The organism is Candidatus Pelagibacter sp. (assembly GCF_052049935.1).
In the GTDB taxonomy this organism is placed as follows: Bacteria; Pseudomonadota; Alphaproteobacteria; order Pelagibacterales; family Pelagibacteraceae; genus Pelagibacter.
The window spans coordinates 61,526-81,505 of record NZ_JBNGZA010000009.1 but is presented as its reverse complement, the minus strand read 5'-3'; the positions used below and the strand labels follow the sequence as shown (position 1 = coordinate 81,505).

The 19,980-nt window shown below is 29.8% G+C and carries 21 protein-coding genes and 1 riboswitch; of the genes, 8 read left to right on the top strand and 13 right to left on the bottom strand.

Features of this window, described 5'->3' with window-relative positions; translation table 11 throughout:
* Positions 1–25: 25 nt before the first annotated feature.
* Complete coding sequence (gene hisD / locus ACTT90_RS05480; protein WP_440937782.1) at positions 26–1,312, top strand: histidinol dehydrogenase; 1,287 nt, start codon at positions 26–28, stop codon at positions 1,310–1,312.
* On the opposite strand, the gene ACTT90_RS05475 is transcribed toward hisD, so the two are convergent.
* Complete coding sequence (locus ACTT90_RS05475; protein WP_440937781.1) at positions 1,309–2,283, bottom strand: asparaginase; 975 nt, start codon at positions 2,281–2,283, stop codon at positions 1,309–1,311. The genes hisD and ACTT90_RS05475 overlap by 4 nt on opposite strands.
* A 102-nt stretch (positions 2,284–2,385) precedes the next feature.
* On the opposite strand from ACTT90_RS05475, the gene ACTT90_RS05470 reads away from it, so the two are divergent.
* On the top strand, positions 2,386–3,141 hold the full coding sequence (locus tag ACTT90_RS05470; RefSeq protein WP_440937780.1) for an alpha/beta fold hydrolase: 756 nt from the start codon (positions 2,386–2,388) through the stop codon (positions 3,139–3,141).
* On the opposite strand, the gene ACTT90_RS05465 is transcribed toward ACTT90_RS05470, so the two are convergent.
* The 6 genes from ACTT90_RS05465 to ACTT90_RS05440 form a co-directional block, all read right to left on the bottom strand.
* Complete coding sequence (locus ACTT90_RS05465; RefSeq protein WP_440937779.1) at positions 3,130–3,747, bottom strand: LysE/ArgO family amino acid transporter; 618 nt, start codon at positions 3,745–3,747, stop codon at positions 3,130–3,132. The genes ACTT90_RS05470 and ACTT90_RS05465 overlap by 12 nt on opposite strands.
* Before the next feature lie 144 nt (positions 3,748–3,891).
* Positions 3,892–4,437 carry an OsmC family protein gene (locus ACTT90_RS05460; RefSeq protein ID WP_440937778.1) on the bottom strand — a complete coding sequence of 182 codons (546 nt, stop codon included), beginning with the start codon at positions 4,435–4,437 and terminating at the stop codon, positions 3,892–3,894.
* A gap of 3 nt (positions 4,438–4,440) precedes the next feature.
* A riboswitch (SAM riboswitch) is annotated at positions 4,441–4,505 on the bottom strand.
* A 151-nt stretch (positions 4,506–4,656) separates the two neighbouring features.
* A complete protein-coding gene (locus tag ACTT90_RS05455; protein WP_440937777.1) occupies positions 4,657–6,153 on the bottom strand; it encodes an ABC transporter permease in 1,497 nt (498 codons plus the stop codon).
* Positions 6,146–7,210: a quaternary amine ABC transporter ATP-binding protein gene (locus ACTT90_RS05450; protein WP_440937776.1), complete on the bottom strand. Its 1,065-nt coding sequence runs from the start codon at positions 7,208–7,210 to the stop codon at positions 6,146–6,148. The genes ACTT90_RS05455 and ACTT90_RS05450 overlap by 8 nt, the downstream gene beginning before the upstream one ends.
* A gap of 61 nt (positions 7,211–7,271) precedes the next feature.
* Positions 7,272–8,234, bottom strand: a complete 963-nt coding sequence (locus ACTT90_RS05445; protein ID WP_440937775.1) for an ABC transporter substrate-binding protein — start codon at positions 8,232–8,234, stop codon at positions 7,272–7,274.
* A 115-nt stretch (positions 8,235–8,349) separates the two neighbouring features.
* On the bottom strand, positions 8,350–8,760 hold the full coding sequence (locus ACTT90_RS05440; RefSeq protein ID WP_440937806.1) for a VOC family protein: 411 nt from the start codon (positions 8,758–8,760) through the stop codon (positions 8,350–8,352).
* Positions 8,761–8,833: 73 nt separating this feature from the next.
* Here ACTT90_RS05440 and epsC point away from each other — a divergent pair, with 73 nt between their 5' ends.
* The 3 genes from epsC to ACTT90_RS05425 are packed head-to-tail and all read left to right on the top strand — an operon-like array spanning position 8,834 to position 10,795.
* Positions 8,834–9,412: a serine O-acetyltransferase EpsC gene (gene epsC / locus ACTT90_RS05435; protein WP_440937774.1), complete on the top strand. Its 579-nt coding sequence runs from the start codon at positions 8,834–8,836 to the stop codon at positions 9,410–9,412.
* On the top strand, positions 9,412–10,413 hold the full coding sequence (locus ACTT90_RS05430; RefSeq protein WP_440937773.1) for a cysteine synthase A: 1,002 nt from the start codon (positions 9,412–9,414) through the stop codon (positions 10,411–10,413). Before epsC ends, ACTT90_RS05430 begins: the two co-directional genes overlap by 1 nt.
* Before the next feature lie 46 nt (positions 10,414–10,459).
* Positions 10,460–10,795, top strand: a complete 336-nt coding sequence (locus ACTT90_RS05425; protein ID WP_440937772.1) for a DMT family transporter — start codon at positions 10,460–10,462, stop codon at positions 10,793–10,795.
* Here the strand turns inward: ACTT90_RS05425 and ACTT90_RS05420 are convergent, their stop codons facing one another.
* Genes ACTT90_RS05420 through ACTT90_RS05400 form a run of 5 tightly spaced genes read right to left on the bottom strand, consistent with a single transcriptional unit; the run spans position 10,796 to position 17,022 of the window.
* On the bottom strand, positions 10,796–11,602 hold the full coding sequence (locus ACTT90_RS05420; RefSeq protein WP_440937771.1) for an inositol monophosphatase family protein: 807 nt from the start codon (positions 11,600–11,602) through the stop codon (positions 10,796–10,798). It lies immediately after the preceding gene.
* Entirely contained in the window at positions 11,602–12,183 is a 582-nt protein-coding gene (locus ACTT90_RS05415) for an FMN-dependent NADH-azoreductase (RefSeq protein WP_440937770.1), read from the bottom strand. Before ACTT90_RS05415 ends, ACTT90_RS05420 begins: the two co-directional genes overlap by 1 nt.
* 8 nt (positions 12,184–12,191) lie before the next feature.
* On the bottom strand, positions 12,192–12,899 hold the full coding sequence (locus ACTT90_RS05410) for a cytochrome c biogenesis CcdA family protein (protein WP_440937769.1): 708 nt from the start codon (positions 12,897–12,899) through the stop codon (positions 12,192–12,194).
* Entirely contained in the window at positions 12,899–15,583 is a 2,685-nt protein-coding gene (ppc, locus tag ACTT90_RS05405) for a phosphoenolpyruvate carboxylase (protein WP_440937768.1), read from the bottom strand. Before ppc ends, ACTT90_RS05410 begins: the two co-directional genes overlap by 1 nt.
* The gene (locus ACTT90_RS05400) at positions 15,580–17,022 is read right to left on the bottom strand and encodes an NAD-dependent succinate-semialdehyde dehydrogenase (RefSeq protein ID WP_440937767.1); all 1,443 of its coding nucleotides are present in this window, start codon (positions 17,020–17,022) and stop codon (positions 15,580–15,582) included. Before ACTT90_RS05400 ends, ppc begins: the two co-directional genes overlap by 4 nt.
* Before the next feature lie 99 nt (positions 17,023–17,121).
* On the opposite strand from ACTT90_RS05400, the gene ACTT90_RS05395 reads away from it, so the two are divergent.
* Positions 17,122–17,445 carry a GYD domain-containing protein gene (locus ACTT90_RS05395; RefSeq protein ID WP_014952957.1) on the top strand — a complete coding sequence of 108 codons (324 nt, stop codon included), beginning with the start codon at positions 17,122–17,124 and terminating at the stop codon, positions 17,443–17,445.
* Between the two features lie 125 nt (positions 17,446–17,570).
* On the opposite strand, the gene ACTT90_RS05390 is transcribed toward ACTT90_RS05395, so the two are convergent.
* Positions 17,571–18,401, bottom strand: coding sequence for a phytanoyl-CoA dioxygenase family protein (locus ACTT90_RS05390; RefSeq protein ID WP_440937766.1), 831 nt, complete (start codon positions 18,399–18,401; stop codon positions 17,571–17,573).
* Positions 18,402–18,438: 37 nt separating this feature from the next.
* On the opposite strand from ACTT90_RS05390, the gene moaA reads away from it, so the two are divergent.
* Complete coding sequence (gene moaA, locus ACTT90_RS05385) at positions 18,439–19,431, top strand: GTP 3',8-cyclase MoaA (RefSeq protein WP_440937765.1); 993 nt, start codon at positions 18,439–18,441, stop codon at positions 19,429–19,431.
* Positions 19,431–19,976, top strand: coding sequence for a cyclic pyranopterin monophosphate synthase MoaC (moaC, locus tag ACTT90_RS05380; RefSeq protein WP_440937764.1), 546 nt, complete (start codon positions 19,431–19,433; stop codon positions 19,974–19,976). The genes moaA and moaC overlap by 1 nt, the downstream gene beginning before the upstream one ends.
* Positions 19,977–19,980 lie beyond the last annotated feature (4 nt).

Below are 19,980 nucleotides of genomic sequence, written 5' to 3'. Positions count from 1 at the left end.
TCATTAAAAATTTAAAGGAACAATAATGGCAATAACTTATTTAAAAAAATCACCAAAGACATCTTCTACAGATGACACCAAAACAACAGGGATCGTACAAGATCTCTTAAAAGATTTAGAAAATACTAAAGAACAGGGTTGTATAGATCTTACAAAGAAATTTGATAAGTATGATGGTGATATTATTGTTTCAAAAGAAAGAATTGAAGAAATTAAAAAAACTTTAGATCAAAAAACTAAAGATGATATTCAATTTTCTTATGATCGTGTGAGAAAATTCGCTGAAGCTCAATTAAAAAATTATGGTCAAGATTTTGAGGTTGAATTATCTGATGGATTATATGCTGGGCAAAAACTAGTTCCTGTAAATACTGCAGGTTGCTATATCCCTGGTGGAAGATATGCTCACATTGCATCAGCTGTGATGAGTGTAACAACCGCAAAAGTTGCTGGTGTAAAAAATATTATTGCTTGTAGCCCCCCAAAAGAAGGTGTGGGCGCTCACCCTACTATTGTTTATACAGCTGACCTTTGTGGTGCGGATGTAATATTAAATTTAGGTGGTGTTCCAGCTATTGCTGCAATGACCAACGGATTATTTAATAATCCACCTGCTGATATTATTGTTGGTCCTGGTAATCAGTTTGTAGCTGAAGCAAAAAGAATTTTATTTGGTAAAGTTGGTATAGATTTATTTGCTGGTCCAACTGAAATTGGAATAATTGCAGATGCAAAAGCAGATCCAGAAATTGTTGCAGTTGATTTAGTAGGTCAAGCTGAGCATGGTTACAATTCTCCATGCTGGTTATACACAACAAGTAAAGAGCTTGCAGAAAAAGTTATGAAAAGAGTTCCAGAATTAATTGCTGAACTTCCAGAAGTACCAAGACAAAATGCTGATGCTGCATGGAGAGATTATGGTGAAGTAATTCTTTGTGACACTGATGAAGAGATGGTTAAAGTTAGTGATGAATATGCTCCAGAACATTTAGAAGTTCAAACAGAAAACTTAAAATGGTTCCATGAGAGATTGACTAACTATGGATCTTTATTTGTTGGTGAAGAAACTACAGTTGCTTATGGTGACAAATGTTCAGGAACAAATCATATTTTACCAACTAAAGGTGCTGGAAGATACACAGGCGGATTATTTGTTGGAAAATTTATTAAAACTTTAAGTTTCCAAAGAATGACTAAAGAGTCTACAGAGTTAGTTGGTGCAGCTGCTGCAAGAATATCTAGATACGAAGGTATGGAAGCACATGCAAGAACTGGTGATGTTAGATTAAAGAAATACGGTTATTCTAACTAACCACACCAAGAAATACTTCCAACAGTTTGATCTGTAGAATTATAAACTGGTTTATTTAAAAAACTTTCAAGTTCATCTTTATTAATAAGATTTAACTCAGATATCATTCCTGCTATTGCAGTTGATGAAGCCCTGGAGTTTCCATCAATAATTTTAACAACTGCTGCAATTTTTTGCTCTGGTATAATTGCAGCAAAAACTCCTTCTGCACCATTTTTAAAAAAAGCTTTTTTATTTAATATTTTAGTTAGAATTGAATTATCGCTTTCTTTTCCACCAGCATATTCTGGTTTACTAACACATGAATTATAAATTGTTTCAGCAATACCACTTAGCTCTCTTAATTTTTTAAAATCAGCAAAGTTTGCTAGTAACTGACCAAATTTTTTTAAAGGCATAAAGGGATTTGGAAGAGTGCATCCATCCACCCCTACTTTATCAATTTTAAATTCAGCTAAATCCTCAATAATTGAAAAAAGTTCTTTTTGTATAGTGTGATCTGGGGAATTATAATTTTCAATTGGTAGATCTCTATCTAAAGAGACAGCTAAATGAGCACAATGTTTTCCTGAACAATTATGAAAAATTTTTCTTCTTTTTTTATATTTATCATAAGCTTTAAATTTTTCTGGTAATTGCCAGGGCCAATCCTCTCCACATGCAAGTTTACTTTCATCAGTTTTTATTTCTTTTAACCATTTCAAAATTAAGTCTTGATGAATTTCTTCAGCAAAATGAGAAGAGGTAGAAAATGCAATTTGTTTAGCTGATAATTCAGCTTTATCTATATAGCCATCTTTATAGAGATTAAGAGATTGAATAGGTTTCAATGAAGATCTTGGATATATTAAATGAGAGCTATCACCCCACTCTTTTAAAATTTTACCAGACGAGTCTACAATTGCACCATGGCCATAATGTTCACTTTCGATTAATCCATTTCGTGTAATATCAACTAACTTTTTAACCATAAGATAATGTTATTATAAATTTATTGTTTTTAAAAATTTATAAGTATTCATTATATGTAATTTCAAACAACAAAGCTTAAAAATTTATGATAAAATCATTTTATGAGTGATATTTTTATTGATGATAATGGTGACGGTTATCCATTTGTTTTTGTTCATGGTTTCCTTGGCTCATCAGAAATGTGGCGATATCAAAAAGAATATTTTAAAAAAAATTATAGAATAATTTCACCAGCTCTACCTGGATTTGGTGAAAGTCATAAAGCGCAATCATTAAGCTCAATTAATGACATGGCAAAATTTATCATAAATATAATTGAGCAAAAAAATATTAATAAATTTTATTTGATAGGTCACTCAATGGGAGGAATGATTGTTCAAGAAATAGTAAAAATTGCAGGTGACAAAGTTGATAAACTAATTTGTTTTGCAACAAGTTCAATTGGTGAAATACCTGGAAGGTTTGAGACAATGGACGAGTCTATTTTGAGATTAAAAAATGAAGGCATTAAAAAATTTATAGATAGAGTACCAGCTAAATGGTTTGTTAAAGGACATGATGATAAAGAATATTATCTGTGTGAAAATGCTGCAAAAAATGCTTCTGAAGAAACTGCTAATAATGCTCTTCATGCGATGAAAAATTGGAATGGTTTTTCAAATTTAAAAAATATCAAAAATAAAACTCTTATTATTTGGGGAGATAAAGATGTTTCATATAATTATGAACAAGTAGAAACTTTAAATAAAAATATTCCAAATAGTGAACTTAAAGTTATTAATGGCTGTTGTCACAATGCTCATTTAGAAGAACCTGATAAAGTAAATAAAATTATCGAAGAATTTTTAAATAATTGAAATATATATTTCTCTTACAACATAGAGAGTTAATAAACTCATAATTCCAATAATTATCCAATTAATCACTTTCCATATTTCTTTAATATTTAAATGTTTTGAAAAATAATTTGATGCATAGCCTAATAAAAAGAAAAATAAAAATGATGCTGATGAAGCGCCTACACCAAAAATTATTTTTTGAATTAGATCAAAATTTTTTGAAAAGTTTCCTAAAATAAAAACAGTATCCGAATAAACATGGGGATTTAAATAAGTAAAACCTAATGTTTTAAGAATAATATTTGCTACTGGAATAGTTTTTTTGTTCTGATTTAAATCTACATATTCATTACGTGTTTTAAATTTTGAATAAATAAAATGGCCTAAAAAAACTAATAGTACGATATTAAATAATAACTCAATTAGTGAATTAAAATATTGGCTGAAGTAATGAAATAAAAAAATACCAACAAAGATTAAAATACAATCTGATATCGAACAGATAAGACAAACTAAAAAAACATATTGTTTTTTTAAACCTTGTTCTATTACAAAAACATTTTGAGGCCCTATGGCCAAGATTAAACTAAGGCTAGTAAAAAAACCCAATAATAAATATTCCATGAAATGTTATTATTATTTAATAATAAGGATGTAAAATTTAATTTTTTTACTTTTGAAGTATAAATTAATTAAACTGATTTTTTCATTTTAAAGACTTACAAGCCCTTAAAGAGGGGGTTTAAGGGCTTGATAGTTTTATTTAAATTATGCCACTTTTGTAACAAGTTTATTGTCAATATCTGTTACTATCGTCTGGGATAATTTAACTGGAACTTTATTTTGAAGGATATCCAGAACTGGACAATGTGCATTTACAACATCAATTAACTTATCTAATTGATCTTTTGGAGCATCAGAATCTATTTTAACTATTCCCTCTATATTTTGAAAACCAGGTCTAGTTTTATCATCTATTGCTAAAAAACCTTTTAGATCAAGTTTAGCTTCAAGTTTAACGCTAACACTTTTTAGTTTTATTCCAAGAGCTGTTGCAAAAGCTTTGTAAGTTATCTCTTGGCAAGATCCTAATGCAGCCAAAATAAGCTCTACTGGACTTGGCCCTTCATCTTTACCGCCAAACGAACTAGGTTCATCTATTGTCAGCTTGTGATTTCTTAATGTTGCTTTTGATTGAAGACCTTCTTTAAGTTTTGATAAACTGCTATAAGAAAGTATTGCTCTATCGGGATTTTCGGTAAATTCTTTTTGGAGACTACCGATGGTCTCTTTGAGATTGTCAGTATTTGACATTTTTTTCTCCTTTTTAGTGCTTCAGCTTTTGCTAGGCGCACAATATGGTTCAAATGCCTTACGATAATTAAATAAAAATATTGAGAGCAAAAAAAAACCACCTACTAAAGCGGTGGTTAACATATCGCTTTAGCAGTTATTTTTAAGCGCTCTGCAAGTTGATATTAAATCAGCGCTACTAATCTTATATATTAATTATTATTTATATCAAGAAAAAAATTATACTCTTTTCTTACCTTGCACAATCCTATCTAATAATAAAGCAACAAATAATATAGCTATACCTGCGAGTATACCTTGGCCAACATTTGCATATTGAAGAGCTTCTAATACATCTTGCCCTAAACCTTTTGCTCCAATTAAAGATGCAACTACAACCATTGCTAAACTTAACATCACAGTTTGGTTTACACCTGCAAGTATTGTTGGCATGGCAAGTGGAATATCAACTTTTGTAAGTAGATACCATTTAGATGCACCATAAGCGATAGCAGCTTCTCTAATCGTTTGAGGCACTCCTCTTAAACCTAAAACTGTTAATCTTACAACAGGTGTTCCACCAAAGATCATTGTAATAATAACTGCAGCAACCTTTCCGGTTCCAAAGAATGCAATAACTGGGATCATAAACACAAACGCTGGCATTGTTTGCATGAAATCCATAATAGGTCTTATAAAAGAATAAAATCTTGGACGTGTTGAACAATAAATTCCAAGTGGAATACCAATCACAATACTTAATAACGCAGCAGTTCCGAGTAATGCTAGTGTTGTCATCGCTTTAATCCAAAAACCTAAGAACCCCATATAAGCTAAAAATGCAGCTGAATAAATTGCAGCCTTAGCTCCAGCTGACAAACCAGTTAACAAAACAATTGCACTTATAATTACTATCCAAGGTGTTTTGACAAATAATAGTTCTAATGAGTCTAATACTGATCTAATTCCAAAAGTAATTGCATCAAATACTCTCTCTCCTTTTAAAACTAGATAATCAAAAGCTCCTTCCACTCCTGCTATTGAGTTTAATCTGATGTCTGGATGAGTTGGAAAATCTTTCATCACATCCATATAGTTTGGAAAACTATAATGAATTGTTGAAAATAAAATAATAACTAATGAAAATATTCCACTAATCAAAAAATTTTTTATTTCCATTCCAGGACTTAAAGTTTTGTTTGATAACCATTCAGAAAATCTCTTTTCTAGAATAGTATTTGCAAACATTCCTTGAATAATTCTAATGACAATAAATAATAAAATTCCACTAATTGCTATCCAAACTCCTGAAGCTTCTACTCGTTGAGCTTCAGCTAAAAATTCACTTACTGATTTTTCCAAAGAAGCAATTGTCCTCTCAAACATTTCAACTTTATCAGGGTTATTTTCTATTGCTGCCTGAAGTTGCTTCTTTCTAAAAGCAATCGTTGCCTCAATTTTTTCTATTTTCTCATAGGCTTCAGCACTAATGTTACCAAAAAAACCTCTTATTATTTGAACAATCGCGAATGTCTCAATTATTAGAAAAGCTAATGCATAATTCCAAATATTTCTAATTCCAAACCAAACAGAGCCTAATAAAGATGCAGCGATATTAAATGAGAATACATATTTTGAGCTATTACCAATAGCTTCAAAATTGTTGATGTAATAATCTTGATTAGTTTTTACAAAATTTCTTATTTCATCTTTATTTTGTATTTCTAGATTACTCATCTTGTCCTTCTACTGCTGATTTAAGTAATTCTTGTTGAGTAATAACTCCAACATCGTTATCATTTTTATCAGTAATAATTAATGAAGCGTTATTTGTTACTGACTGCTCAATTAATTTACTCAGAATATCACTTTCTTTCATTTTAATTGTTTTATCTGGAAGTTTGCCATTCTCTTTTTTAAACTGATCAATCGGTGTCATAATTGATTTAGCTTCAACAACTTTTAATCTTGAAATACCTTTTACAAAATCTTCAACATATTCATCAGCTGGTTTTGTTACAATTTGCTCAGGTGTTCCAACCTGAATTACCTTTCCATCTCTCATAATTGCAATTCTATGTCCAACTTTCACTGCCTCATCTAAATCATGAGTAATAAAAACAGTTGTTTTCTTCATTTGTTTTGAGAGTTTAATAAACTCAAATTGTAATTGTCTTCTAATTAATGGGTCTAACGCGCTAAAAGGTTCATCCATTAACAATACTTCTGGGTCTGCAGCTAAAGCTCTTGCTAAACCTACTCTTTGTTGCATACCACCAGATAGTTCGTGTGCATATTTGTTTCCCCATCCTTGAAGCTCTACAATATTTAATATTTTATTAGCTTGATCATATCTTCTATTTTTGTTTACTCCTCTTATTTCTAAAGGCATTGCAATATTATCAATCACTGACCGATGAGGCATTAGAGCAAAGTTTTGAAAAACCATTCCAATTTTTTTATTTCTAAAATCTTGAAGCTTTTCTTTTTCAAGTTTCATGACATCTTGACCATCAATTAATATTTTTCCAGATGTAGGTTCTAATAACCGATTGATATGTCTAACTAATGTTGATTTACCACTTCCTGATAAACCCATAACACAAAAAATTTCACCTGGGTTTACATCAAATGAAACATTTGAAACACCAATAACTGAATTATATTTTTCTAAAGCTTCTTGTTTTGAAATATTTTTATTTTGAATAGCATCTAAAGCGTCTTTATCAGTATTACCAAAAACCTTCCAAACGTTTTCGATTTTTATTTCACAACCGACTGTTTCTTTAGACATAAGAAAATTTTATATGAAAAACCCGGCAGTTAGACTGCCGGGTCTAAGATTTGTTTTAAAATTATAAACCTAACCAACCATCAACAGTAGATTTATTTGCATCCATCCAAGCTTTAGCAACTGCAGCTGGATCTTTTTTCTCAACTGAGATTGCATATGCCATAGATGAAACATCATCTGCTGTTAATTGAAAGTTGTTGAAAAATTCAACGATAGCTGGTGATTGTTTTTCTAAAGATGTAGCCCATCCAATTTGAATTTGCTTTAGAGCATCTTTAGAAGCAACATAAGATTTTTTCTTCCAATCAGGATCTGCTTTTGGTTGTACCATTTTATATTTAGCAGGATCATGTTTTGGTTCTTCTAACATTACTACATCAGCCATTCCCCAGATTGCATGAGGTTTATAACAATAGAATGCGTAACCTTCACCTTTTTTAATAGAGTCTAGTACTCTTGCATTCTTAACTGCTTCTGCTGCTCTAATAGGCTCAATTCCAGCATCAAGTAATTTGTAATCTCTTACTTTGATTTCGTTTACGTTAGCTGAAGCCCAACCATCTGCACCAATCCAAAACTCACCTTTACCATTTCCATCACTGTCCATAGCTTTAACTACTTCTGGTCTACCCAAATCAAAGATAGAAGTAATATTCATTTTTTTAGCGAAGTCTTGAGTTACACAGTAACCTTGGTTTCCTTCATAAGGTTTGCTACTTAACTTTAATGCTCCTTTTGGAACTAAGTCATTAGTATAAGCTTCTTGGTTTGGTAACCAGATATCAGGGTGAACATCGATTTCACCTTTGCCTCTTTCAATGGCTGCATAGATTGCAGTATTGTTACCTGGTACTAACTCAGCTTCTCCACCCATTTTATCATTAACTACTGCCGCAAGTAAATTTGCGATAGCAGTTGCACCTGTCCAACCTGGATCTCCAATTTTAACTTTTTCAGCAAATGATGAAAATGCAGTTAACAAAGAAATTAATCCGGCTACAAGTGTAGACTTAATTATTTTCATTTTATCTCTCTCCTTAATTATAATTAAAAACCAATGTTAACTAGAATTGAAGATACTAGTCAAAGATTTAATTTGTCTCTCTGGACAAAATAATACCTTGTTTTTCTTTGAAAAATTATTCTGGATTTGATGTTAGAGTTTTGATCTCTAAAATATTTTCATTAGGGTCTTTTACAAAGAAAGTTTCTTGCTCATACTTAGTCCCTTTAAATCTCAAATAAGGCTCATCGTAATACTTAACACCTCTTTCTTTCAATCTTGCTTTTAAAGCATCAAAATCTTTTCTAGATAAATGTACCCCGAAGTGTGGAACTGACACATTTCCCATATCTACGTCGTGTCTTTCATTATCTAATTTATGTTCACTTGCATGAAGAGTTAGTTCATTACCCCAAAAATCAACATCAGCCCATTCTTGATCAGCATTATCAAGTCTACAACCTAATGACTCGCTATAAAATTTCTTCGCTTTTTCTAAATCTCCACATGGTATAGCTAAATGAAAACAGTTAGTATTTTTGTACATATTTTGTCTTTTAATTACTTGATTAGTCATTATATATGCATCTTCCGATTGATATCAACCGGACAAAATTGTTATGAATGATTATTTACAATCAATAATTGATAGAGATCCAGCTGCTAAGTCAAAAATAAGTTTAATCTTAACTTATCCAGGTGTTAAAGCAGTATTTTTTCATAAGATTTCAAATTTTTTCTATCAAGCAAAATTTGATCTAGTTGCAAGAATCATATCTCAATTCTCAAGATTCTTAACTGGTATTGAAATTCATCCTGGAGCCAAGATTGGAAAAAATTTATTTATCGATCATGGTATGGGTGTTGTGATAGGTGAAACATCTGAGATTGGTGATAATGTAACAATTTATCATATGGTAACCTTAGGTGGAATTGCTCCAAGCATAAATTCAAATGGACAAAGAAATACCAAGAGACATCCAACTTTAAAAAATAATGTTGTAGTTGGATCAGGTGCTCAAGTTTTAGGTCCAGTAGTTGTTGGTGAAAACGCTAAAATTGGAGCAAATGCTGTGATTACAAAAGACGTACCAGAGAATGCTGTGATGGTTGGGATACCTGCAAAAAACGTTGGCACAGCTACAAATGAGTTTAAACCTTATGGTATAGCACCAGGTGGTAATACAAGATTAGACTAATGACAAAAATCCAAAATGATTTCATTTCTGGAATAGGTAACACTCCATTAATAAAACTAAGAGCAGCATCAGAAATTACTGGTTGTAATATCTACGGTAAAGCTGAATTTTTAAACCCAGGTGGTTCAGTAAAAGATAGAGCAGCACTTGCTTTATTAAAAGATGCTCAAGAAAAAAAATTAATTTCTAAAGGTGGTATTGTTGTTGAAGGAACAGCGGGTAATACTGGAATTGGTTTAGGTCTTTTAGGTAATTCATTGGGATATAAAACAATTATCGTAATGAATGACAATCAAACACAAGAAAAAAAAGATACTTTAAGAAATTTAGGAGCTGAACTTAGATTGGTTGCACCAAAACCATACAAGGATGAAAATAATTTTGTTAAAATTGCTGGAAGACTTGCAGATGAATTAAGACCAACTAATAACAACGGAGTAGTTTGGGCTAATCAATTTGATAATACAGCGAATGCTAAAGGGCATTACGAAGGAACAGGAACAGAAATTTGGGAACAATTAGATGGGAAAATTGATGGGTTTGTTTGTTCATCAGGAACTGGTGGAACAATTTCTGGAGTAAGTAACGCACTCAAAGAAAAAAATAAAAATATCAAAATTTATTTATCAGATCCAAAAGGGTCTGCTCTTTACAACTACATAAAGAATGGTGAATTAAAATCTGAAGGTGGATCTATAACAGAAGGAATAGGATCAAGCAGAGTTACAAAAAACTTTGAAAATGCAAAAATAGATGATGCTTATTCAATTGAAGACACAGAAGCTTTACCAATTTTATATGATCTAATTCAAAATGAAGGTTTAAGTTTAGGAACAAGTTGTGGAATAAATATTGCTGGTGCAATCAGACTTGGGAAAGAATTAGGACCAGGAAAAACAATTGTAACTATACTTTGCGATAAATCTGACAAATACAACTCAAAAATGTTTAATAAAGAGTTTTTAAAGTCAAAAAATTTACCTTTTCCTAATTGGCTTTAACTAAATTAGTCTTTTTAATTACTTCAAATTAAATTAAGATATTTTAATGAAACCACTTCTTGGTTATTTATTTTTAGCAAATGGAATTATCTTTGGAATAGCTTCAAATAGTTTTGCTAAAATTTCAGAGGGTTTTACAAAATTAACACCATCAATTTTATGTATTCTTTTTATGTGTGTTACTATGTTTTCGATAGCTAAAGCAATGTCAGCTCTACCAGTTGGTTTTGCTTATGCAACCTATAGCGGATTAACAGTAACAGGTGTTGTTTTATTTGCGGTGATTAAATTTAATCAAGTTCCTAATTTGTATGGCACTATTGGTATTATTCTAATTATTATTGGTGTTGTAATGGTAAATTATTTAGGAAAACTAAATTAATTATTCTGCAACAGGTTTTAATAATTTTAAAAAATTGTTGTGTAATTTTTTATTGGCTGAACAAAGTATATGTCCAGCTTTAGCAGGGTCTTCATTTTTCCATGTTGTAACAATTCCACCAGCTGCTTTAATGATTGGAATTAATGGGTGGATATCCCAAATTTTATTTGAACATTGTGCAACTATATCAAGTTTACCGTCAGCAAAATGAGAATAGCTTAATGCATCAGCACATGGAAATTGCATAAGTTTCAATATTTTTGGAATTTTTTTTAATTTATTTGGGGTTAAATAATTATGAAAAGCAGCTGAAACCTTAACATTATTCATTTTTGCTGAAGAATTTACTTTAAGTTTTCTCTTTTTTCCATTTTCAACAACAAAAGAGATTTTATCTGAAGCATTAAAATAAAATTTTTTTAAAATTGGAAAATTTGCCAAACCAACTATAGGCTGACCTTTGTAATTTAATGAAATTAAATTACTCCAAGTTGGATTACCAATGACATAAGATCTGGTTCCATCTATTGGATCAATCACCCATGAAAAATCACTTTTAGATTTTTTTAATCCAAATTCTTCTCCTATAATTTGGTGATCTGGAAATTTTTTACTAATTTTTGATCTTATAAATTTTTCAAATGCTTTATCAGATGTTGTAACAGGATCATAACCTCTGCCCTTTAATTTATTAGAAATTTTAAATGTTTTATTTAATTTTGAATAATAAAAATTAGTTAATTCTCTAGCTAAATTTCTTAAAAAACTAGAATATAGTTTATAATTAATTTTTTCTAATTTTTTCATTATTTCAAATTTTCAATTTGTTTTTCAGCATCAGATATAGATTTTTCATAATCCAAAGCCATTTGATCAGCACTAATGACATCTATTTTTTCAATACCAAAAAAATTTAGAATAAACTTTAGCCACGGTGTTAGAAAATCTTCATTACTATTTAATTTTGTTCCACCAGAAGTAATAACTAAATATGCTCTTTTATTTTTTAACAATCCTTCTCTTCTTCCATTAGGTTTAAATCTGAAAGTTTCACCTACTCTTGCAGCAAGATCAGACCATGCTTTAAGCGTTGCTGGAGGACCATAATTATATATTGGCGCTGAAATAATTATAATATCACTTTCTTTTAGTTCTGAGACAAGTTTGTCAGACAACTCAAACATCTTTTTATGTTCAGGTGTTTGATCTTTTTCATCTATATTCATGCCTGATTCTGTCAATCCAGATACAAAAAGCATTTCATCATCTAAATCTCTATAAATTATTTTATCTTCTGGCTTTTTAATTTTATCTAAAAGTTTTTTTGCTAGTGCTCTTGAAGTTGAGCCTTTTTTTCTAGCGCTTGAATCTATTTGATAAATTTTCATAATAGTTTTTAACCGATACTTTGTAAGAATGGTAAGGTGTTTAATAAATAAAATCCTAGGAATTGCAATTTATTTGTTAAAATCAATATTCCAGTGATTAACAATAAAGTTCCTCCAACTTTTGAAATCGTATTGATATGTTTGCTCATATTTTTTGAAAAAATTAAAAATCTTTGAATTAAGTAACCTGATATAATGAATGGCAATGCTAATCCTAATGAATAAAAAGATAGAAGTAAAATAGCTCTAGCTAATGTTTCTTCAATCGAAGCTAATGCTAAAATAGATCCTAAAATTGGACCAATACATGGTGTCCATCCAAAACCAAAAGCAAATCCAATAACAACAGGAAAAAAGAAACTATCAAATTTTTTAAAATCAAATCTTTTGTCCATATTCAAAAAACCAAAATTAAAAACACCCAATAATTGTAGTGAAAAAAATATTATTACTAAACCTGCAATCAATCTAAATGACTGTGAATTTTGAAGTAAAACTTTTCCTAAAAACGATGCTGATGCTCCAAAAATTATAAATACTATAGAAAATCCAAAACAAAATTTTATTAAAGGGCTTAAATCAAAATGTTTTTTTTCAGTTATATCTTTTAATGATTGACCAGAAACAAATGAAATGTATCCTGGGATTAATGGTAATACACATGGTGAAAGAAAGCTGATTAAACCAGCTCCAAAAGCTATAGTTAATTCTAACATTATCCTGTATTTTTAATTGCAGCAGATATACCTGCTATAGAAGTCATTAAAGCATCTTCAAGAAATTTTCTATCTAAATTACTTAATTTTTTTGAATTTAATTTACCCATTATTTTTGCCTGTAAAATATTTAATACTTCTGTGTAATTATTTCTCAGATATAGAGATTTTCTAAATTTTTTCCTTTCATTAGAGATCTCTTTTGGGGTAATTTTTTTATGTAATTTAACTAAATGATCAAATTGAAATCTTAATTTTTTACCTACTCTTTTTAACTTTTTATCAGCTAAATTATTTTCATAAATTATTGATATTTCAGGATCAACCTTAGAAATAACCATATCCAGAATATCCATTGTTGAAGAGAAGAATGGCCAATTTTTTTGCATATCATTTAAGTTTTTTTTAAATTTTTTAATTCCTGCATATCTTAAAGCTTCACTTGTTCCTAACCAGGCTGGTAACAATAATCTAATCTGTGTCCAAGCAAATACCCAAGGTATAGCTCTTAAACTTTGAATATTATCTACATTTTTTCTTTTTGTTGGTCTTGAACCAATTGAAAGTTTTCCAAGCGCCTTATGTGGCGTTACTGTTTTGAAGTATCTTATAAATTCCTCATTTGCATTTATACTTCGTCTGTAAGATACAGTTGATAATTCTGTCATTCTCTCAATTAAACTTCTCCATTGTGGTTTTGACTTTGGGGGAGGATTTAAAGTTGCTTCCATTACACTACCTATGTAACTACATAAGTTATATTCTGCCAAAGGTTTGTAACCATACTTTTGTTGAATAACTTCACCTTGATCAGTAATTCTAATTTTTCCATTAACTGTATTAGATGGTTGTGATTTTAATGTAGATTGAATTGGTCCACCTCCTCTACCAGGAGAGCCTCCTCTTCCATGAAAAAATGTTAGTGAAATTTTATATTTTTTTGCAATATTTCTTAAGTCTTCCTGAACTTTATATTGATTCCAGCTTGAAGATAATTTTCCAGCATCTTTACTAGAGTCTGAGTATCCAATCATTACCTCCTGTTTATAGTTAGTTAATTTTCTATACCAGCTTAAAGAAAAAAGTTTTTCCATTATTTTCTTGCCATTTTTCAAATCATCTAATGTTTCTAATAATGGAACAACTCTCAAAGGTTGTTTGATCTCAGCTAATTTTTGCAAATAATAAACATTTAAAATATCTGATGAGCTAGATGTCATTGATATCACATATGCACCCAAACATTCATTTGGTTGTTTAGATATAACTTTAAACGTATCCCAAACCTCTTTATTAAGTTTATTTTTGATCTTAATATTTTTTATTTTTTTCTTATTATTTATTAATTTTAATATTAATTGAATTTTCTTATCTTCATCAAAGTTTTCATATCTAATATTAAAATTATTTTTTAAAATTTCTGAAACTAATTGAGAGTGTCTAGAAGATTCTTGTCTAATGTCTAATTTAGCTAAATTTATGCCAAAACATCTTGCTCTTCTTAATAAATCAAGAAGTACCGAATTACCAATTCTTTTGTCTTTATTTTCATTTAAAGACTTCCTTACATCCCTCAATATGTTTATTAATTCATATTTGTCTTTAAATAATAAATCCTGATTAAGTTTTTTATTTTCATTCAAATGTTCTTCTATACTAATATATGTGGCTCTAATTTTATCTCTGATAGGTCTTAAATAAACTCTATAAGGTTCAAACGAATTTTTTGATATTTTTTTAATTTTAGTTGAACAATTTTGCATAGATAAATCTTGAATCAGTTTAGTTAACTCTCTCTCATATAATTTTGCTGCTTGCCATCTAGAAAACAAAATTACTTTTTCAGTTACCTTTGAGGTCACGTTTGGATTTCCATCTCTGTCACCGCCCATCCAAGATCCAAACTCTATTGGATTGAAACTTCTAGGAAGATCTTTTCCATAGTTTTTCTTAAAAATTTTATTTAATCTTTTATAAACTCTTGGGATAGTATCCCATAAACTATCTTCAATAATTGCTAAACCCCACCTTGCTTCATCTAAGGGAGATGGTTTTGATCTTTTAATATCATCAGTTTTCCAAATAATTGTAATCTCATTATATAAAGCTTTATCTATTTCATTTATTTTTTTTTGATAATTTTTGTATAGATATCTTTGCTCAAGTAATTCAATTAAATTTGCATACTTTTGAATTAAAGTTCTTCTTTTAACTTCAGTTGGATGTGCGGTAAGAACTACTCCTATTTTTAGATTTTGAGCCAAATCATAAATTTTTTTATTAGGAATAGACTTGTCTTTAAAAAAATTTTCAAAAATATCTTCTATAAAAAGGCTGTCACTTTTTTTATTTTTATTTTGCTCTATTTCATTAAGAGTGTGAGAAGTATCATGAGCCTCAGCAAGGTTCATCAAATTACAAAAATGATTGAATGCTCTTGTTAATTTAAAAATAGTTTTTGAATTTAAACTTTTTATCTTTTTTGAGAGTTTTTCATGGGGATTTTTTGAACCATAATTGTTTAAATTTGGTTTAGATAATAGTCTAATTTCTTCAACTAATTTAAAAAATTTATCACCTTCTTGCTCTTTTAAAACATCTCCAAGTATTTTTCCTAGGAGCCTGATATCTTCTCTTAAAAACTTTGTGGGAATTCTATCGTAATATAAGTCTCTTTTCTTCAACCTTTAATACCAAGATGCGTATACTTTACATTTAAATAATCTTTGATAGCCATTGATCCACCCTCTCGACCATAACCAGTTTGTTTTATTCCTCCAAACGGTGCTTCTGCAATAGCAACTAATGGTGTATTCACTGCTACTGTTCCAGTTTCCATTAACTCAGATGTTCTATGAGCTTTCTCCATTGAGTTGGTACAAATATAACTACATAAACCCAAATCATTATTGTTTGCTCTTTCAATAACTTCATCGAATGACTTAAATGATAACATTGGAACTAAAGGTCCAAATGGTTCTTCTCTCATAATAGTAAAATCATCTTTTACATTATCAAAAACTGTTGGTTCATAATAAAAACCTTTATTAAAACCTGATGGTCTTTTTCCACCTAATAAAACTTTAGCACCTTCTTGTTTGGTTTTTTCAACCAATGCCTCAACTTCATTCAATCTTTTTTGTGTTGTTAAGGGCCCAAGTTGTGTTTCTGGATCCATTCCATCACCAATTTTTAATTTTTTAATTTTATCAATAAATAAATTCGTAAATTCATCTTTTTTATTTTCTTGTACATAAAATCTATTAGGAGAAATGCAAACCTGTCCATTATTTCTAAATTTTGCAGCAATAGCCATATCTGTTGCTTTATTTAAGTCAGCATCATCAAAAACTATGAATGGTGAATGGCCACTTAATTCCATAGTAACTCTTTGAACTTTATCTGCAGCTTGTTTTAGAATTAATTTTCCAACTCTTGTAGAACCAGTTATTGAAATTTTTTTAATAATATCAGATGAAATCAATTGAGAAGCAATAGCCGGTGGATCACCTGATAATAAATTAACAACACCAGGGGGAACTCCACACTCTCTGCAAATATCAACCAGTTCCATTACGGTTCCTGGAGTGATTGTATCTGGTTTAACTATTACTGAACAACCTGCAGCTAATGCTGTAGAAATTTTTCTCGAAGATAAAACTAAAGGAAAATTCCAAGGAGTTAAAGCTGCAACAACTCCAACTGGTTGATAGTAAACATGAACTCTCGTATCTTCAAATCTACTTTCTACTGTTTGACCATAAATTCTTTTTGTTTCTTCAGCGTTCCATTCAAAAATATCTGCAGCTGCACCTACCTCACCTTTTGCTTCTGCAAAAGGTTTCCCTACTTCTAATGTCATCCATTTTGCTAACACATCTTGTTTTTCTCTCATCTTGTCAGCAATTCTTCTAATAATATATGAACGTTGCCAAGGTGAAGTTTTTTTCCAAACTTCTAAACCTTTTTCTGCAGCTTTTAATGCTCTATCAACATCTTCAGATGTTGCTTTAGATGCTTTTCCTAAAATTTCTTCATTTGCAGGATTAATCACTTCATACGTGTTATTGTCTGAAGAGGGAGACCATTTTCCATCAATAAACTGTCCAAATTTTTCGTACATAAAATAATTAATATCAGACGTTGTATCAGATTTGCAATTAAAACATAATAACATTTTTGTAAAAATGTTAAGATAAGTTACTAAAAAAAAGGAGGTAGAATGAAGTTTGTTGTATTAGGTAAATACTCAACACAAGGTCTTGCTGGTTTTGTAAAGAACCCTTCTGATAATAGACAAGAAGCTGCAAAAAAAATAACTGAAGCAGCTGGTGGAAAACTTATTGATATGATGACTCTAAGAGGAGCATATGATTTCATCGCTATTATAGATGGGCCAGATTTTGAAACTATGGCTGGAATGAAAATGTTGATGCAATCAACTGGCACAATTGAAGATATGAATATAATGGAAGCTGTTGATTTCAATAAAGCTGCAGAGAAAGCTGCAAAAGCTGCATCTGCTTACAGACCTGTTGGTAAATAATTTAGTTAAAAAATTCCCCTTTTGAAGAAACAAAAGGGGAATAAGGGTAGAGAAAAAATAAAAATTTAATTAAAAATTTTGAGCTCTATTTACTAATTTTTTTTGAAATGTGAAGACTTTTTTTGTTAATTTTTAAATAAAGTAGGAAACATTTTACCAGCTAAATCATCCCCATTTTTATAGCCATTTTGCTCCATAATTGTTCTTTCATCACGAGCCCAATCTCCTCGATATTCAATTTTTGATTGTTCTTTAGCCATTCTAAGAGTGAACCTATGAATATCTGATTTTGGAGAACTTTCATGTAATCCTCCATGCAAAGTTCTAATGTCAAAATAAACACAATCTCCTACCTCAAGATCCCACTCTAAAAACTCGTAATCATTTTTATTTTTCAAAATATCAGGCGTAGCTTCATATTTTTTTCCATTAACTATACCAGCTTCACCATCAACCATATGACCATCATTAAATCTTGTTCTTAAAAATAATTTATTCCATAGATGAGAACCTTTAACCCAAGCAATCCCCTCTTCTTTTTTAACTGGCTCTAGAGGTAGCCATAGAACACACATTGAGCCCTCAAAATCAAAGTAAGAAATATCATGATGAAAAGGTGGTTTCGATTTAGAACCCGCTTCTCTATAAAACCAATTATCCATAACTAGATTTATTTCTTTTGCATTAAGAAGTTCAGATGCAATTTTTGGTGTTGGTGAATTAAAAACAAAATCATTAAACTCAGGAATTAAATTCCATGTCCAAAAATCTTCATAGTAACTTGGAGAGTTTTTATCTTTAGTGTGATTAACAAACCTTGGGCTAGGATTGGATTTTGCTTTTTTAAAACCCTCTTTTAATTTGTTTATCCAGTAATGATCAAATTTTCCTTTAATTAAGACTGCGCCATTTTGGTTATACTCATCAATAAGGCTTTTTTCTAATATTTGATTCATGATAATTTAATTAAATTATGCTAACCTTATATTAAAAATGAATACTCTAAAAGACAGTTTTGGAAGATCCTTTCCTTACATCAGACTATCAATAACAGATGTTTGTAATTTTAAATGTGGATACTGTTTACCAAATGGATACCAAGTAGATAAAAGTGACAATCGAACTTTTCTAAGTGCAGAAGAAATAGGAAGATTATCAAAAGCTTTATCCGAATTAGGTGTCTGTAAAATTAGATTAACTGGAGGTGAACCAACTATAAGAAAAGATTTTTTTGATATAGTAAAATTAATAAAATCAAATTCAGGTATAAAAAAAACTGTAATTACTACTAATGGATATCATCTAGATAAAATTGCATCTAAAATTAAAGATAGTGGTCTTGATGGAATTAACATTAGTATTGATAGTTTAAATAGAGAAACATTTAAAAAAATTACAAGTCATGACAGATTACCAGAAATATTAAGAGGTATTGAAGAATTACAAAAACTAAATTTTAAAAATATCAAAGTTAATGCAGTTCTTCTAAGAGGTGTTAATGATAGTGAAAAAGATTTTAATGAATGGTCTCAATTTATAAAAAACAATGAAATTGATTTTAGATATATTGAATTAATGCAAACTGGAGACAACTTAGATTATTTCAATAAATACCATGTACCAGCAACAAAGTTTACTGATTATTTAAATAAAAATAATTGGATAATACAAACACTAGGAAGAGATGCTGGACCTTCTAAGAATTATATTAATTCAGAATTCAAAGGAAAGTTTGGAGTAATTGCACCCTACTCAAAAGATTTTTGTAAAAGCTGTAACAGATTAAGAATTACTGCAAAAGGTGACTTAAGATTATGTTTATTTGGAAATACAGGAATAAACATAAGACATTTAATGCAAACTGATGAACAAATTGAAGAACTAAAAGATTTAATTTTAAAACAATTAAATTTTAAAAAAGAGTCTCATTATTTAGAACTTGGTGAAACAGGTTTAACTAAAAATTTATCAACTACTGGAGGATAATGAAAAATCTTAAAGTTGTAGACCAACAATCATTAAAAGATTGGGCAAAAGAGATATTTCAAAAAAACTCTTTTAACATGGTAGACGTATCTTCAAAGAAAGAAACTTTCAGAAGAGCATTAGCTTCAGGGAAAATTTATGTAGGCAAAGATGTATTTGAATTAATCAAAAACAAAGAAATGCCAAAAGGTGATCCTATAACTTTAGCTGAAGTTTCTGCTGTATTAGGTGTAAAAAAAACTAGCGAATTAATTCCTTTATGTCACCCACTTCCAATTGATCATACCGCTACAAAAATAATTATGAATGAAGAAGATAATTCTTTAGAAGTATTCTGTGTGGTGTCTGCAGTTGCAAAAACTGGAGTTGAAATGGAAGCGATAATGGGTGTGAATGCTGCTTTAACAACGATTTATGATTTAAGTAAAATTGTTAATCCTCATTTAAAAATTGATAATGTTAAGCTTCTTATTAAAGAAGGTGGAAAAAGTGGTTTATGGACCAATCCTGATGGATTACCTAAATTTCTTGAAAATATTTTTTAATTTA